This window comes from Leptothrix cholodnii SP-6 (assembly GCF_000019785.1).
Classification (GTDB): Bacteria; Pseudomonadota; Gammaproteobacteria; order Burkholderiales; family Burkholderiaceae_C; genus Sphaerotilus; species Sphaerotilus cholodnii.
Genome location: NC_010524.1, coordinates 3,388,148 through 3,404,129, shown reverse-complemented (window position 1 = coordinate 3,404,129; position 15,982 = coordinate 3,388,148). Strand labels below are relative to the sequence as shown.

Sequence of the window (15,982 nt, the reverse complement as noted above, 5' to 3'; positions counted from 1 at the left end):
GGCGTCCTTCCGTCAGCGACCGATCACGCGCAGGGCGAAGTCGCCCAGCGTGTTGCCAGCCGTGTTCTGGCGCCGGATCGCATAGAGGTCATCGCCGTCGTGATGGATGCCTTCGATGGTCGAAAAACCCAGTTCGAACCCGTGTTTGCGCAGCAGCGCCTGGGTGGTCGCCGTGAAGTCCCGCGCCCGGCCATTCGGGTAGGCGAAGTAACGCGGGGCGACCTGGGTCTCTTCGATGATGCGTCTGCGACAGGTCTCGATCTCGGCTTCCATCGTCGCATCATCGAGTTGCGACATGATCGGATGGTTGTGGGTGTGGCCGCCGTAGAAAGTGCAATCCATCGTGGCCCGCACTTCGTCCCAACTGAGCATCTGGCGTGGCAGGGTGCCGTCGTCGGGGTCGATCTCAAGTGCCTGCGTGAGTTGCTTCAGCCAAGCCTTGCGCTGCTGATCGGGGATGTCCTTGAGGAAGCGCTTGCAGGCTTCGGCCAGTCTGTGGCGACTGGGTTCGTCGTCGATCGCCATGCGTTGGGTGGCGTCCCACGGCAGGGTCACCGATGCCATTCGGGTGGCGTGCGTGGCCCAGGTGACCGCATCGGTCCAGATCAGGATCTCGTCGTCCATCGCACCGGTGGCGAGGAAAACCAGGCCCGTGAAGCCCAGTTCACGCAGCACCGGGCAGGCGTTGTCGTGATAGTCGCGGAAGCCGTCGTCGAACGTCAACAGGACCGCGGGGCAACTGCGTGGTGGCTGACGTGCCACATCGCCGAGTTGTTCGGGCGTGATGACGTTGCAGTTCTTCTTGAGCCATCGCATCTGCATCTCGAACGTCCGGGCATCGGTGCCAGGAAACGGATCGGTCTCGTTCTTGATGCGGTGATACATCAGTACTGTCACGCCATCAGGGCGCCAGCTCGAGCTGGCCACCTTCCAGGCCGGGGTCTGAGTCAGGGCTACCTTGAGGAGAGACTTCAACATGGGGTGCTGCTCACTTTTACTGCAAAGAGATGTCTGGCTCGGTCATCAACCCGGCATGGGACGCAAGCGCTGCAACGCTGCACGCAGAATGTTGCGGCACTGGCCGTCGATCAGCAGGACACAGGCAAAGTAGATGCAACCGCCGAGCGCAACTTTTTCCGTGATTCCGAGCATGCCGGTCGAGGGAATGCCCCAGTCGGCAATCCCGTAGGCTGCGACGCCACAGAGAGCGAATTTGCAGATGCTCAGTATCGGCACACGGATCGCAAGGGTCCGGGAACCGATCCAGCCAGCACCCGCGGTCAGCGCGACATAGCTGACGAGCATGGCAATCGCTGCGCCCTGCAGGCCATGGCCAGGAATCCACCAGAGATTCAATCCCAGGTTGAGGATTGCACTGCCGATCACGATCAACATCAGCGCCTTGGTCTGCTTGGCCAGGAACAGCCCCGCAGCCAAGATCGGCACAGAGCCGTCGATCACCATTCCGGCAATGACTGCCGGAATGATGGCGGTGCCAGGGGCGTACTTTTCGGATGCAAGCAGTATCAGCAGATCCGATCCGATCAGGCACATGCAGGTAATGACCGCAAATGCAGCCAGCACGTAGAAGTGGAAAACCCGCTCGACAAAGGCCCGAGTGGCATCTTTTCCTTGCTCTTCCCAGAGGCGCATGTACATCGGAGTCACGGCCTGGCCCACCGCTGCAACCAGTATCGACTGCACGTATTCGCACATGTTGTAGGCCGCCGAATAGGCGCCGAGGGGAGCAGATCCCATGATCGACTGGATCACGTAGCGATCGCCCAGGTTCAGGATGACGCCGGCAAATTCATACGCAACCATCGGCAGGCCGAATACAGCCATTGACTTCAGAAGGCGCGGCGAAACATTGCTGGCAGAGACATTGTGGTGCTTCAGCAGGATGTAACAGAGGATGCCTGTTGCAATGATCTCGGCAACCATGGCCCCGCCGAAGAATCCTTCCAGACCGGGTACCAGGAGAAATACCGCAATCAAGGTGCTCAAAAGAACCCCGTAGCGACGGGCGACGCTGTAGATGCTGTACCAGCCGCTGAGTTGTTGTGCTCTGAGCAGATTCACGAGTGCGCTGTCGATGACCCGCACGACGATCAGCAGTGCAGTCAGTGCGAAAAGACCGCGAATGCCTTCTTGGCCCCACCATGCTTCGGGCACCAACTGGCTCACGATCAGCCAGGTTCCAGCGACGCAGGCCCCCACGGCAGCCATTCCCAGAACGACCGTCGAGAAGAACTGGGACTCGGTCTCCGGATATTTGCCGGCCCGCATTTCTGCGTGAAATCGCACGATCGAATGCTGCATGCCAAATTTCCCGACCACGGTGGCGAGCAGCAAAGTGGTCGAGACGAGGCTCAGGGTGCCGTATTGCTCCAGCGTGAATGCGCGCGTGAAGATGGGGAACGACACAAGTCCGGCAACAATGACCAACAACGTGCCTAACGAGTAGTTGGTGACGTGGACAGCGAGGCGCTTGAACATTCAGATCCTGTGAGAGTGGGGCGGGAGCCGCCATGGCGTAGGCAGCTCTGCAGCATGTGTCATGCTGTTCGCGCACTCGGCGTGGTGCGAACTGCCTCGGCCGCTGGGTACGTTGCCAGCTGGCATTGTCGGGGGGGCCGGTGTTCGCAGTGCTCGTCTCGATCCGGAGTAGGCCAAAAAAGTGAAATGCTGGGCGAACTTCTGGCGTGCTTCGCACACGTTATCCACTTTGAGTGGGATCAGGATTTACGCTGCTCGACGCACCCACTTGATCACTTCCGGCGCGAACTTCGTGAACTATGCCTCGATTCGTGGTTGCGGGGTGGTTTTCGTTGCGCAGGAATGCCGCTTCGGATGTCGACCGTACCGCCCGATAGCGACTGTTCGACTCCGATCATTGAAAATGCCCCGATTGATCAGGGGTTGCCGCGCCACGGTGCATCGCCTGCGGGCCAGCGCTGAAACGTTGTCGCAGTCGGTCGCTCTCGCCGCCCTTGACACCTTCCAAAAGAAAGGCAGTGCATGACTTCAACATCCGCTCAAGCCGAGGTGCCTCGACGCAGCCGCCATGGCTGGGTCGACATCGCCAAGGGCATCTGCATCGTGGCCGTCGTGTGTTATTACGCCCACACTTACATTGGTTACATCTTGCCCTCGACGGGGTGGCTCGATGCGTGGTCGGCCTTCGCGAAGCCGTTTCGCATGCCCGACTTCTTCTTGTTGTCCGGCCTTTTCCTGTCGCGCGTCATCGACCGACCCTGGCGCAGTTATCTGGATACCAAGGTTGCGCATTACCTTTTCTTTCTGGTCGTGTGGACCTTGCCATATCTGGCGTGGCGGCTGATCTACGAGACGCCGCCCGACCTGACGGTCGTCAAGGCGATCAAGCTCTATATCTATTTTCTGATCCAACCGATGGCGATGCTCTGGTTCATCCAGATTCTTGCGACCTATTTTGTCGTGACGAGACTGCTGCGGAACGTGCCGGGCTGGCTGTTGATCGCCGCGGCCGCAGTCTTGATGGTGGTGCGCGTGCGGACCGGCTTCTCGCCGGTTGACAATTTTGGCGTTTACTATGTTTTCTTCTTGTCGGGCTATCTTTTTGCGTCACGTATCTTCAGTTGGGCGGACTGGGTCGCGGGGCATCGACGGCAGGCGTGGTTGATGATCGTCGGCTGGGCAATCGCGAATGCGTTTGTCGTTTCGAAAGGGTGGTCGCTGTTGCCTTTCTGGGATATGGTCAGCGGTTTTGTCGGTATCAGTGCAATCATCGCACTGAGCAGTCTGCTGGCCGACAAGGACTGGATGCAGTGGGTCCGATACCTCGGCAAGAATTCGATCGTGGTCTACGTCGGCTTTTACCTGCCATTGCAATGGTGGCTGGCTGCCTACACGCATTTTGGTTGGCAGATTGAAATCAATCTTCTGTCGACCCTGACGGTCGTATTGAGTCTGCTTGCGGCCTTGCTGTTCAATCTGATCACGCGCAATACCGTCTTCTCGTTTCTTTTCAAGCGGCCTGCCTGGGCGCATCTGCTGGCCCCACGGCGCGGCGTCGAGCCACAGGGTGCCGTCTGAACCTGAAGACTTTCACGCGATGGTCCGGTGGTCTCCTGCACGGAACCATCGCTGACTTGACCCGTGTCACTGCGACGTTCGATGCGTAAGCAGTGACTGATCACCAATCTCCAACGAAACATCAACGTGGCAGCAACGCAATACGGCATCTCATTTGATGCGCTTCCGCCCCTGAACGAACTTGAAGCTCTCTGGCGCGATCTTGAGTTGCGCGCTCCAGATGCCAGTTTCTTCAACTCGTGGTCTTGGATCGGCTGTTGGCTCGAGTTGCTGCCGGACCAGTTCGAGCGTCGTCTGCTCAAGGCCGTCTCTGGTGGACGTGTCGTTGGGCTCGGTGTCCTGGTGCGCAACACGCGAAAGTTGGGCGGAATGCCGTTCTGCACGGCTTGGCACCTGCACGCTGCGGGAGATCCCATCTACAACGGTGCGATGGTCGAGCACAATGATTTTCTGCTGGACGGTCAACATGGCGACGCCTTGCGGGAGGCCCTTGTCAAGCGGTGGGCCGACTGCGTGGGCGCCGGTCAAGAGTTGCACCTGCCCGGTCTCGAAGGGCACGGCTACTCTGCCGAAGTGAGCGGAAACCTGGAGCGTCACGATGAGCAGCGCATGTCCTATGCGATTGCGCTCGAACCTGTTCGAGCGCACAAGCTTGATTTCACGCCTTTGGTGAGTGGCCACGCTCGGCGGTTCATCCGTCGCAGCATCAAGGAGTATCAGACCCTGGGTCCGATCGAGGTGACTGTCGCCGTTGATGTTGAACAGGCACTGAGTTTCTTCGACAAGATGGTGGCCCTGCATCAGGATCGCTGGGCGGCTCTCGGCGAAGATGGCTCATTCAAGAGCGAATTCCGGTTCCAACTCCATCGGCTGGTCATTGCGCGTCAGTTGGCGCGGGGCGAAATCCAGATGCTGCGGGTCCGAGCCGGTGAGCGGGATGTCGGGTATCTCTACAGTTTCATACGAGGGAAGCGACTTTACGTCTATCAGTCCGGTTTCGATTACACCGTGCTGGAGAAGCACGGCCGTCCCGGCTTGGTGACTCATACCTTGGCGGTGCAGCACAACGCGGCTCTCGGCTTCGATGTCTATGACTTGATGGCCGGTGAATCGCAGTACAAGTCCACCATCTCGACGGTGCACGAGACGTTGACATGGTCGGTCTGGCGCAAGCCCGCGATCCGGTTCGCGGTCGAGCGACAACTCCGCAGTGCTGTTGGAAGCTATCGACGCTGGCGTGCTGCGCGAGTCGATAAGGCCTCGGGTCCCGCTCAGGAAGAAGCCAGACAGGCTGCCGAGGAGGCATGAGTTCGGTGGGCGACTAGTACTTTCGTCAGTGGACTCGTGCGCAGATCATTGTCACGATGATGGTTCAGAATGTAACGGTGGCAAATGAGTCGATGGGCATGTGCGTTTCACATGCCTGCTTCTCGGACTGTCATCTGACAGGATGGACAGGCAATGTCGAACGGCTGGCAGTTTTCGTGGTCGAGCGGTATCGCAGGTTTGAGGGAACTGGCGCCAGCATGGCAGGCGCTGGCTGACTCGCTCCCCGATGCCGAGTACTTTCAACGTCCTCAGTGGTTTCATGCGCATCAGGCGATAAACGAAAATCCGGAAAAATCGATTTGGGTTTCCGTTCATCACGAGGGCCAGTTGAAGGCTGTGTTTGCGTTGCAGTCCGTGGTGCGAAAGGTGGGGCCGCTGCGTGTGCCCGAACTTCGCTTTGTCAATCACGGGCACATGACACTGTCAGATGTCTGTGCAGATCGGGCCGATGTGACACTGTGGCCCGCGTTCTGGAATTGGTTGCAGGGGCGTGATGCGCCCGAGTGGGACCGGTTTGTCTTGCCTCAGATTCCCGCTGATGGCGTCATGGCGGCTTGGTTGCAGCACTTCGCGCCGCAGCGGATGTTGCACTCAGTGGCTTCCAGCAGTGCGCGCGTCGACTGCCGGCGCTCGATGGAAGAACTGCTGAAGTCATGCAGTGCAAATCACCGCAGCAGTGTGTCACGGGGGGGCAAGCGCGCAGAAGCCCTGGGTCCTCTTCGGTATGAACTTGCCCGCAGCCCTCAGGATCTGGCTCGTCTGATGCCGATTTTCCTCGCCATCGAGGCGTCAGGATGGAAGGGTGCGGCGGGCAGTGCGGTGGCCAGCAACCCGGCCTTGATGCGGTTCTACAACGCTCTGCTGGACGGATTCGGCTCGCGCGGCCAGTGTGAAATCGACGTGCTCCATGTCGGTGAACGTCCGGTTGCGTCGGTGCTCTGGTTTCGAACCGGGCGTCAGATCCACCTGCAGAAGATCGGCTATCTGGAGGAACTCTCGCAGATCGGCCCCGGCAAGCTGCTCTTGCGCGAGACCTTCAAGCGGGCCTGTGAAGATCCGGAACTGGATCGTCTGTGTTTCATCACACATCCGGCATGGGCCGATCCCTGGCGGCCGGAGGGCAATCCCGTGCTGGAGTTCACCTTGTTCCGGGACAACTGGCGGGGTCTGGTGCTCTACCAGTTGAACAAGGCAAAACGGGCCCGGGCAGCTCGACTCGGGCAGGCGCAGGCACGCAAGAACCCTGGTCCCGAGAATTCGGAGCACTCGCCTGAGGCGATTGCCGAACGATAGCGGTCAGCAGCGGCAGATTGTCTGTGTGGGAGTTCTCGCATCGTCTGTGCGACGGTTCGTCTCGATCATGGACGATCGGTGCAGTGCAGTCTAATTGCGAGGGAGCGGTGGTCGCAGGGGCCCCCGCGAGTCAGTTCTCTTGTGCTGGGTTGAATAGAAGATGACAACTATTGCTGTCGTGGGTTTGGGCTATGTCGGCCTGCCCCTTGCCGTCGAGTTCGGCAAGAAGCACCGCACCATCGGTTTTGACCTGTCGCAGGCCAAGATCGATGCGTACAAGCGCCATGTCGATCCGACAGGCGAGGTCAGCACCGAGTTGCTGCAGTCGTCGACCGGGCTCGAGCCCACGACCGACGCCTCGGCGCTGCGCGAGGCCGATTTCGTGGTGGTCGCCGTGCCGACGCCGGTCGACGACGCTCACAACCCCGACTTCAGCCCGCTCGTGGGCGCCAGCCGTTCGGTCGGGCGCAACCTCAAGCCGGGTGCGATCGTGGTCTATGAGTCGACCGTCTACCCCGGTGCGACCGAAGAGGTGTGCATCCCGATCCTGGAAAAAGAGTCCGGCCTCAAGTGGCAGAAGGACTTCTGGGTCGGCTATTCGCCCGAGCGCATCAACCCGGGCGACAAGCTGCACACGCTGACCACCATCACCAAGGTGGTGTCGGGCGACTGCCCCGAAACCTTGGCCAAGGTGGCCGATGTCTACGGCAGCATCATCACCGCCGGGGTCTACAAGGCCAGCTCGATCAAGGTGGCCGAGGCCGCCAAGGTGATCGAGAACACCCAGCGCGACCTCAACATCGCGCTCGTCAACGAGCTGTCGCTGATCTTCCACCGCATCGGCATCGACACCACCGAGGTGCTGCAGGCTGCGGGCACCAAGTGGAACTTCCTGCCGTTCCGCCCGGGCCTGGTCGGCGGCCATTGCATCGGCGTCGATCCGTACTACCTGACCAACAAGGCCGAACGGATGGGCTATCACCCGCAGGTGATCCTGGCCGGGCGGCGCATCAACGACGGCATGGGCAAGTTCATCGCCGAGCAGACCGTCAAGGAGCTGATCCGCCTGGGCGCGCCGGTCAAGGGTGCGCACGTGATCGTGCAGGGCCTGACCTTCAAGGAAAACTGCCCCGACCTGCGCAACTCCAAGGTCATCGACGTGATCCGCGAGCTCGAGACCTACGGCGTGACGGTGCACGTGCACGACCCGGTGGCCGACCCGGCCGAGGCGATGCACGAATACGGCGTCGAGCTGGTCGAGTGGGCGCACCTGCCCCGCGCCAACGCGATCGTCGCGGCGGTGGCCCACGATGAACTGGCGCATCGCCCGATCGACGCCCTGCTGACCAAGCTGGCGCCGGGCGGCCTGTACGTCGACGTCAAGGCCCAGGCCGACCGTGCCGCGCTGGAGGCACGTGGCATCCACGTGTGGCGCCTGTGATGCTGACGCTGCAACCCGACCTCGTCGCGCTGCTCGAAGGCCAGTCGCGCCGCTGGCTGGTGACCGGCAGCGCCGGTTTCATCGGCTCGCACCTGCTCGAGACCCTGCTGGCGCACGGCCAGCAGGTCACCAGCCTGGACAACTTCGCCACCGGGCACCGTCACAACCTGCAGGCGGTGCGTGAATCGGTGGGCGAGGCCGCCTGGGCGCGCCACCATTTCATCGAAGGCGACATCGCCGACCCGGACACCTGCGTGGCCGCCTGCGAGGGCGCCCAGTTCGTGCTGCACCAGGCCGCGCTCGGTTCGGTGCCGCGTTCGCTGAAGGATCCGCAGACCACGCACCGCGCCAACGCGACCGGCTTCCTGAACATGCTGGTGGCTGCGCGTGATGTCGGCGCTCGCTTCGTCTACGCCGCCTCCAGTTCGACCTACGGCGATTCGCCCACCTTGCCCAAGGTCGAGGACGTGATCGGCCGGCCGTTGTCGCCGTACGCGGTCACCAAGTACCTCAACGAGCTGTATGCCGAGGTGTTCGGGCGCTGCTACGGCATGCAGACGATCGGCTTGCGCTACTTCAACGTCTTCGGCCCGCGCCAGGATCCGAACGGCGCCTACGCCGCGGTGATCCCGCGCTGGATCGCCGCGATGCTGCGCGGCGAGCCGTGCACGATCAACGGCGATGGCGAGACGTCGCGCGATTTCTGCTACATCGCCAACACCGTGCAGGCCAATCTGCGCGCCGCCCTGGCCACCCAGGACGCCGCCGTGAACCAGGTCTACAACGTCGCCGTCGGCGATCGCACCACGCTCAATCAGCTGCATGCGGCGCTGGCTGCCGGCGTCGAGCGGGAGCGGCCGTCGCTCCAGGTGGCGCAGCCGGCGTACGCCGACTTCCGCGGAGGCGACGTGCGCCATTCGCTGGCCGACGTCAGCAAGGCGCGCACGTTGCTGGGCTATGAGCCCACGCACGACGTTCATGAAGGCCTGGCCGAGGCGATCGCCTGGTACGTGGCCAACGCGGCAGCCTGATCGGCGTGCATATGTCGCGGCGTCAAGGCCAGGAACGGTGTGCCGGGGTGTTCCTCAACGCATTCCCTAGTAGACCTTTCGCCGTGTGAGCGTAGTCTTGAGCCTGTCGATCGCGGTCAGGTAGCCATTGATCGGCGCATCAGAGCATTCGCCCCCCGCCGCAAGCCGGGGGGCGCTTTTTTGTCCGCTCAGAATGCGGGTGGGTCGCTGAAGACGCAGATTCCACCCCCCGCCGGATGCGGCAATGCGATCCGGCTGGCGTGCAGCAGCAGGCGCGGCGCCATGCGTTGCACCGCGTCGGGTGCATAGAGGGTGTCGCCCAGGATCGGATGGCCGAGCGCCAGCAGATGCACCCGCAGTTGATGCGAGCGTCCTGTCACGGGCTCCAGCTCCAGCCGGGTGCGGTCGATGTCGCCGGTCGTCGAGCCTTCGTGCGCCGGCGTGGCCCGGCGCCAATGGGTCAGTGACGGACGCCCCATCGCGGCGTCGACCTTCTGCCGCGGCCGGTTCGGCCAGTCGGCGCACAGCGGCAGGTCGACCGAACCTGCGTCGCCGGCGACGTCGCCGGCCACGACCGCGACATACTGTTTCGTCACGCTGCGGTGCTCGAAGGCGCTGCCGAGTGCGCGCTGGGCGGCCGGGCCGCGCGCCATCACCATCAGGCCGGACGTGGCCATGTCGAGCCGGTGCACGATCAGGGCGTCGGGCCAGATGGCCTGCACACGGGCCGCCACGCAGTCCTGCAGATGCTCGCCGCGCCCGGGCACCGACAGCAGCCCGGCCGGCTTGCGCACCACCAGCAGGCTGTCGTCGTGGTGAAGGATGTCGATGAGGGGCTCGGATGGCACGGCGCGTCGATGCAGCGGTCGGAATCGGGAGTGGGCGGTGGCGATTGTGCCGTCGCAGCCCGACCTGCTGATACGCACTGAGACGATGCGCGGCCCGGCCTTGTCAGACAATCGCGCTCCCTCGAGATCCGACCACGATGCCGACACCGATGCTGCCCACTCCTCCCGCGCTCGACTCCCTGCTGGCCGCCCTGACCAAGCCGGCCGCCCTGATCGAACTGGGCGTTCTGGCAACCGTGTTGGCCGTCACCGCCGTGCTGGTGTACGTGATGCGCTCCGTGGCCCGCAGCGTTCGCGCCGAAGCCGGCCGCACCGCGCCGCTGGCCTCGATCTGGTTCGGCGACTACCTCGTCGACGGCGTGCTGTTCCCGAGCCTGGCGCTCGCGCTGGCCTATCTGGCGCGCCAGGTGCTGTTCCTGCAGGGCTGGCCGCTGGCGGTGTTCAAGCTGGCAATCCCGGTGCTGCTGTCGCTGGCGCTGATTCGCCTGAGCGTGCGGGTGCTGACGGTGGCGTTCCCGCATTCGCTGTTCATGCGGGTGGCCGAACGCACGATCTCCTGGCTGGCCTGGGGCGCGCTGGTGCTGTGGCTGACGGGCGTGTTGCCGGCGTTCATGGACGGGCTCGACGAGATCAGCTGGAAGCTTGGCGCCAAGCCGGTGACGCTGCGCACCCTCATCGAAGGCACGCTGTCGGCCGGTTTCGTGCTGATGCTGGCCCTGTGGGTCTCGGCGGCGCTCGAGGCCCGTCTGCTCGACGGCGTGCAGGGCGGCCAGCTCTCGCTGCGCAAGGCGGCGGCCAATGCATTGCGGGCTTTCCTGATGTTCGTCGGCCTGCTGGTGGCGCTGAGTGCGGTCGGCATCGACCTCACCGCGCTCGGCGTGCTCGGCGGCGCGCTGGGCGTCGGCATCGGCTTCGGCCTGCAGAAGCTGGCGGCCAACTACGTCTCGGGGTTCGTGATCCTGGCCGAGCGCTCGCTGCGCATCGGCGACCTGGTGCAGGTGGCCGATTTCGAGGGCCGCATCACCGACATCACCACCCGCTACACCGTGATCCGTGCCGGCAACGGGCGCGAGGCCATCGTGCCCAACGAAACGCTGATCACCACCACGGTGCAGAATCTGTCGCTGGGCGATTCCCGCCTGCTGCTGACGACCCGGGTCAGCGTGGCCTACGGCACCGACGTCGCCGCGCTGTGCGAGCGCATCTGCACGACGGTCGGATCGATCGGACGCGTGCTGCCCGATCCGGCACCTACCGCGCACTTCGTCGCCTTCGGTGCCGATGGCCTCGATCTGAAGATCACGTTCTGGATCGCCGACCCCGACCAGGGCCAGGGCAACGTGCTGTCGGAGGTGAATCTGGCGATCCTGGCCCTCCTCGACCGCGACGGGATCGAGATTCCCTATCCGCAGCGGGTGCTGCGCATCCTGCGAGAAACACCGGCCGCGGCGCCAAGGCTGGCGGCCGGATCGAACGAAGCGCTGACGGATACGAACGCCAGCGGCTGATTCAGGCTTCGACGACCGGGATCTTGCCGATGCGGGCCTGCCATTCCTTCGGCCCGGTGTTGTGCACGCTGGTGCCGCTGGCGTCGACCGCCACCGTCACCGGCATGTCCTTGACGTCGAACTCGTAGATCGCTTCCATGCCGAGGTCGGCAAAGCCGACGACCTTCGCGCCCTTGATCGCCTTGGCGACCAGGTAGGCGGCGCCGCCCACGGCCATCAGGTACGCGCTCTGGTTGTCCTTGATCGCCTGGATCGCCACCGGGCCGCGCTCGGCCTTGCCGACCATCGAGATCAGGCCGGTCTTCTCCAGCATCATGCGGGTGAAGCCGTCCATGCGGGTGGCGGTGGTCGGGCCGGCCGGGCCGACGACCTCGTCACGCACCGGATCGACCGGGCCGACGTAGTAGATGACGCGGTTCGTGAAGTCCACCGGCAGCGGCTCGCCCTTGGCCAGCATGTCGTTGATGCGCTTGTGGGCAGCGTCGCGGCCGGTCAGCATCTTGCCGTTGAGCAGCAGCGTGTCGCCCGGCTTCCAGCTCGCCACTTCGGCCTTGGTCAGCGTGTTGAGATCGACGCGCTTGCTCTTGTTGTAGTCGGGCGCCCAGGCCACGTTGGGCCACAGGTCGAGGCTCGGCGGCTCCATGTAGGCCGGGCCGGAACCGTCGAGCACGAAGTGGCCGTGGCGGGTGGCGGCGCAGTTGGGGATCATCGCGATCGGCTTGCTGGCCGCGTGGGTCGCGAAGGTCTTGATCTTGACGTCCAGCACGGTGGTCAGGCCGCCCAGGCCTTGGGCGCCGATGCCCAGCGCGTTGACCTTCTCGTACAGCTCGATGCGCAGCTCTTCGAGCTTGTTCTGCGGGCCGCGTTCCAGAAGCTCGTACATGTCGATGTCTTCCATCAACGCTTCCTTGGCCATCATCACGGCCTTCTCGGCCGTACCGCCCACGCCGATGCCCAGCATGCCCGGCGGACACCAGCCCGCGCCCATCGTCGGCACGGTCTTGAGCACCCAGTCGACGATGTTGTCGCTCGGGTTGAGCATGTACATCTTCGACTTGTTCTCGCTGCCACCGCCCTTGGCCGCCACGATCACGTCGACCGTGTTGCCCGGCACCAGCTCCATGTGGATCACGGCCGGCGTGTTGTCCTTGGTGTTCTTGCGGGCAAAGATCGGATCGTCGAGCACCGAGGCGCGCAGCACGTTGTCGGGGTTCAGGTAACCCTGGCGCACGCCGGCGTTGACAGCGTCGGCGATCGAGCCGGTGAAACCCTCCCACTTGACGTCCATGCCGATCTTCAGGAACACGTTGACGATGCCGGTGTCCTGGCAGATCGGCCGATGGCCTTCGGCGCACATCTTCGAGTTGGTCAGGATCTGCGCGATCGCATCCTTGGCGGCCGGCGAGGCCTCGCGCTCGTAGGCGCGCGCCAGGTGGGCGATGTAGTCGGCCGGGTGGTAGTAGCTGATGTACTGCAGGGCGGCGGCGACGCTTTCGATCAGGTCGGCCTGGCGGATGGTGGTGGTCATGGCAGAACTCGAAGAGGCTGTGTGAACGGAAGTTTAGGACCCCGATCTGCACCGGGGCTGACGTGTGACAGGCCCGCGGGGAGGGTCATCGGCCCGGATCAGTGGTCGTCAGGCTTGCCTGCCGACATCAGGCGGTCGGCGTAGGCGATCGACAGCGCCGAGAACAGGAAGGCGATGTGGATCACGGTCTGCCACATCAGCACCTTCTCGGAGTAGTTCTCGGCGTTGATGAAGGTCTTGAGCAGGTGGATCGAGCTGATGCCGATGATGGCGGTGGCCAGCTTGACCTTGAGCACCGAGGCGTTGACGTGGCTCAGCCACTCGGGCTGGTCCGGGTGCTCCTCGAGGCCCAGGCGCGACACGAAGGTCTCGTAGCCGCCGATGATCACCATGATCAGCAGGTTGCTGATCATCACCACGTCGATCAGTGCTAGCACCACCAGCATGATGATGGTCTCGTTGAGCTGCGAGACCTGGATGTCGCTCTTGTAGCCGATGCTGCCCACCAGCTGGGCGAGCGCGGCCTGGTTGCCGAACGCCGCCTCGATCAGGTGCACCAGTTCGACCCAGAAGTGGAAGACGTAGACACCCTGCGCCAGGATCAGTCCCAGGTAGAGCGGCAATTGCAACCAGCGGCTGGCGAAGATCAGGTTGGCCAACGCGCCCGGTTTCGGGCTGAGGGGTTCTTTCATGGGATCCGTGGTGTCGTGTTGGTGTGTGAGTGGCGGACGCCGGCACGCACCGGCGCCGGCCATCGGGAAAACCGGGGCGATTCTAGGCGGCGCTTCGTGTCAGCATCGGGGCCGTTTTGCGCCGCGCGCCATCGCGGCAGCCCCTCGCAGACCGTGAAAAAGTCAGGGGCTCGTAAGAGCCTGTGCCTATTGTCCGTGGCATTCCATTTCGACCTTCGGAGACAAAGATGAGTCAAGCAGAAACCCAATCGAAGCTGTACCTGCCCAGCGATGCCGTGGTGGCCTCTGCCCACGTGTCGGGCATGGATGCGTACCACGCGCTGTGCAAGGAAGCCGAAACGGACTACGAGGGTTTCTGGGCCCGTCAGGCACGCGAGCTGCTGAGCTGGAAGACCCCGTTCACCACCGTGCTCGACGAGAGCAACGCGCCGTTCTTCAAGTGGTTCGAGGACGGCACGCTCAACGCCTCCTACAACTGCCTGGATCGCAACATCGAGCGCGGCCTGGGCGACAAGACTGCCATCATCTTCGAGGCCGACGGCGGCGAAGTCACCAAGGTCACCTACAGCGAACTGCTGGCCAAGACCTGCCAGTACGCCAACGCGCTGAAGTCGCTGGGCGTCACCAAGGGCGATCGGGTCGTCATCTACATCTCGATGTCGATCGACGGCGTGGCTGCCATGCAGGCCTGCGCCCGCATCGGCGCCACCCACTCGGTGGTGTTCGGCGGCTTCTCGGCGCAGTCGCTGCGTGACCGCATCGAGGACACCGGCGCCGTCGCCGTGATCACCGCCGACCACCAGGTGCGTGGCGGCAAGCCGCTGGCGCTCAAGGGCATCGTCGACGAGGCGCTCGGCCTGGGCGGCTGCGATGCGGTCAAGAACGTGCTGGTCGTCAAGCGCACCGGCTCGCCGATCAACATGGTCGAAGGCCGTGACCTCTGGCTGGCCGACCTGGCCGCCAGCCAGCCGACCACCTGCGAGCCCGAGTGGGTCGGCGCGGAACACCCGCTGTTCCTGCTCTACACCTCCGGCTCGACCGGCAAGCCCAAGGGCGTGCAGCACAGCACCGGCGGCTACCTGCTGCACGCCGCGCTGACCACCCAGTGGACCTTCGACCTGAAGGCCGACGACGTGTTCTGGTGCACCGCCGACATCGGCTGGGTCACCGGCCACACCTACATCACCTACGGCCCGCTCGCGCTGGGCGGCACCGAGATCGTCTTCGAAGGCGTGCCGACCTACCCGGACGCCGGCCGCTTCTGGAAGATGATCCAGGACCACAAGGTCTCGATCTTCTACACCGCGCCCACCGCCATCCGCTCGCTGATCAAGGCCGCCGAGGCCAACGACGCCGTGCACCCGAAGAGCTACGACCTGTCGAGCCTGCGCCTGCTGGGCTCGGTCGGCGAGCCGATCAATCCGGCCGCCTGGGAGTGGTACTACAAGAACGTCGGTGGCAGCCGCTGCCCGATCGTCGACACCTTCTGGCAGACCGAGACCGGCGGCCACATGATCACCCCGCTGCCGGGCGCGACGCCGATGGTGCCGGGTTCGTGCACGCTGCCCTTCCCGGGCATCCAGGCCGCGATCGTCGACGAGACCGGCAAGGACGTGCCCAACGGCCAGGGCGGCATCCTGGTCGTCAAGCGTCCGTGGCCGTCGATGATCCGCACCATCTGGGGTGACAACGAGCGCTTCGTCAAGAGCTACTACCCGGCCGACTTCCAGGGCAAGTACTACCTGGCAGGCGACGGCGCGATCCGCGACGCCGAGACCGGCTACTTCACCATCACCGGCCGCATCGACGACGTGCTCAACGTCTCCGGCCACCGCATGGGCACGATGGAGATCGAGTCCGCGCTGGTCAGCTGCACCGAGCTGGTGGCCGAAGCCGCCGTGGTCGGCCGCCCCGACGAGACCACCGGCGAGGCGGTCTGCGCCTTCGTCGTGCTCAAGCGCCCGGCGCCCACCGGCGACGAGGCCAAGGCGATCGCCAAGCAGCTGCGCGACCACGTCGGCAAGGAGATCGGCCCGATCGCCAAGCCCAAGGACATCCGCTTCGGCGACAACCTGCCCAAGACCCGCTCGGGCAAGATCATGCGTCGCCTGCTGCGCTCGATCGCCAAGGGCGAGACCATCACCCAGGACACCAGCACTCTGGAAAACCCGGCCATCCTGGACCAGCTCGGCCAGGCCTACTGATCGGGTCGCCCCGCCTGGCGCGGGGTGATCT

The 15,982-nt window shown here is 63.9% G+C and carries 12 protein-coding genes; 7 read left to right on the top strand and 5 right to left on the bottom strand.

Features of this window, described 5'->3' with window-relative positions; translation table 11 throughout:
- Positions 1-12 precede the first annotated feature (12 nt).
- Positions 13-978 (bottom strand): polysaccharide deacetylase family protein, encoded by a 966-nt coding sequence (locus tag LCHO_RS22310; RefSeq protein WP_012348085.1) that lies wholly within the window; start codon positions 976-978, stop codon positions 13-15.
- A 45-nt stretch (positions 979-1,023) separates the two neighbouring features.
- The gene (locus LCHO_RS15360) at positions 1,024-2,499 is read right to left on the bottom strand and encodes an oligosaccharide flippase family protein (RefSeq protein ID WP_012348084.1); all 1,476 of its coding nucleotides are present in this window, start codon (positions 2,497-2,499) and stop codon (positions 1,024-1,026) included.
- 522 nt (positions 2,500-3,021) lie between these two features.
- Here LCHO_RS15360 and LCHO_RS15355 point away from each other — a divergent pair.
- The 5 genes from LCHO_RS15355 (at position 3,022) to LCHO_RS15335 (ending at position 9,171) form a co-directional block, all read left to right on the top strand.
- On the top strand, positions 3,022-4,077 hold the full coding sequence (locus LCHO_RS15355; protein WP_012348083.1) for an acyltransferase family protein: 1,056 nt from the start codon (positions 3,022-3,024) through the stop codon (positions 4,075-4,077).
- Positions 4,078-4,203: 126 nt separating this feature from the next.
- The gene (locus LCHO_RS22305; RefSeq protein WP_012348082.1) at positions 4,204-5,385 is read left to right on the top strand and encodes a GNAT family N-acetyltransferase; all 1,182 of its coding nucleotides are present in this window, start codon (positions 4,204-4,206) and stop codon (positions 5,383-5,385) included.
- 153 nt (positions 5,386-5,538) lie between these two features.
- Complete coding sequence (locus LCHO_RS22835) at positions 5,539-6,699, top strand: GNAT family N-acetyltransferase (RefSeq protein ID WP_012348081.1); 1,161 nt, start codon at positions 5,539-5,541, stop codon at positions 6,697-6,699.
- A gap of 160 nt (positions 6,700-6,859) precedes the next feature.
- On the top strand, positions 6,860-8,140 hold the full coding sequence (locus LCHO_RS15340; RefSeq protein ID WP_012348080.1) for a nucleotide sugar dehydrogenase: 1,281 nt from the start codon (positions 6,860-6,862) through the stop codon (positions 8,138-8,140).
- A complete protein-coding gene (locus LCHO_RS15335; RefSeq protein WP_012348079.1) occupies positions 8,140-9,171 on the top strand; it encodes an SDR family oxidoreductase in 1,032 nt (343 codons plus the stop codon). The genes LCHO_RS15340 and LCHO_RS15335 overlap by 1 nt, the downstream gene beginning before the upstream one ends.
- Positions 9,172-9,359: 188 nt before the next feature.
- Here the strand turns inward: LCHO_RS15335 and LCHO_RS15330 are convergent, their stop codons facing one another.
- On the bottom strand, positions 9,360-10,019 hold the full coding sequence (locus tag LCHO_RS15330) for a pseudouridine synthase (protein WP_050757377.1): 660 nt from the start codon (positions 10,017-10,019) through the stop codon (positions 9,360-9,362).
- 149 nt (positions 10,020-10,168) lie between these two features.
- Here LCHO_RS15330 and LCHO_RS15325 point away from each other — a divergent pair, with 149 nt between their 5' ends.
- Positions 10,169-11,527: a mechanosensitive ion channel family protein gene (locus LCHO_RS15325; protein ID WP_012348077.1), complete on the top strand. Its 1,359-nt coding sequence runs from the start codon at positions 10,169-10,171 to the stop codon at positions 11,525-11,527.
- Position 11,528: 1 nt separating this feature from the next.
- Here LCHO_RS15325 and LCHO_RS15320 read toward each other — a convergent pair whose 3' ends face one another.
- Positions 11,529-13,055 (bottom strand): fumarate hydratase, encoded by a 1,527-nt coding sequence (locus LCHO_RS15320; RefSeq protein ID WP_012348076.1) that lies wholly within the window; start codon positions 13,053-13,055, stop codon positions 11,529-11,531.
- 98 nt (positions 13,056-13,153) lie between these two features.
- Complete coding sequence (locus tag LCHO_RS15315) at positions 13,154-13,747, bottom strand: TIGR00645 family protein (protein ID WP_012348075.1); 594 nt, start codon at positions 13,745-13,747, stop codon at positions 13,154-13,156.
- A 227-nt stretch (positions 13,748-13,974) separates the two neighbouring features.
- Between LCHO_RS15315 and acs the strand changes: the two genes are divergently transcribed.
- On the top strand, positions 13,975-15,951 hold the full coding sequence (acs, locus tag LCHO_RS15310) for an acetate--CoA ligase (protein WP_012348074.1): 1,977 nt from the start codon (positions 13,975-13,977) through the stop codon (positions 15,949-15,951).
- The last annotated feature ends 31 nt before the right edge of the window (positions 15,952-15,982 follow it).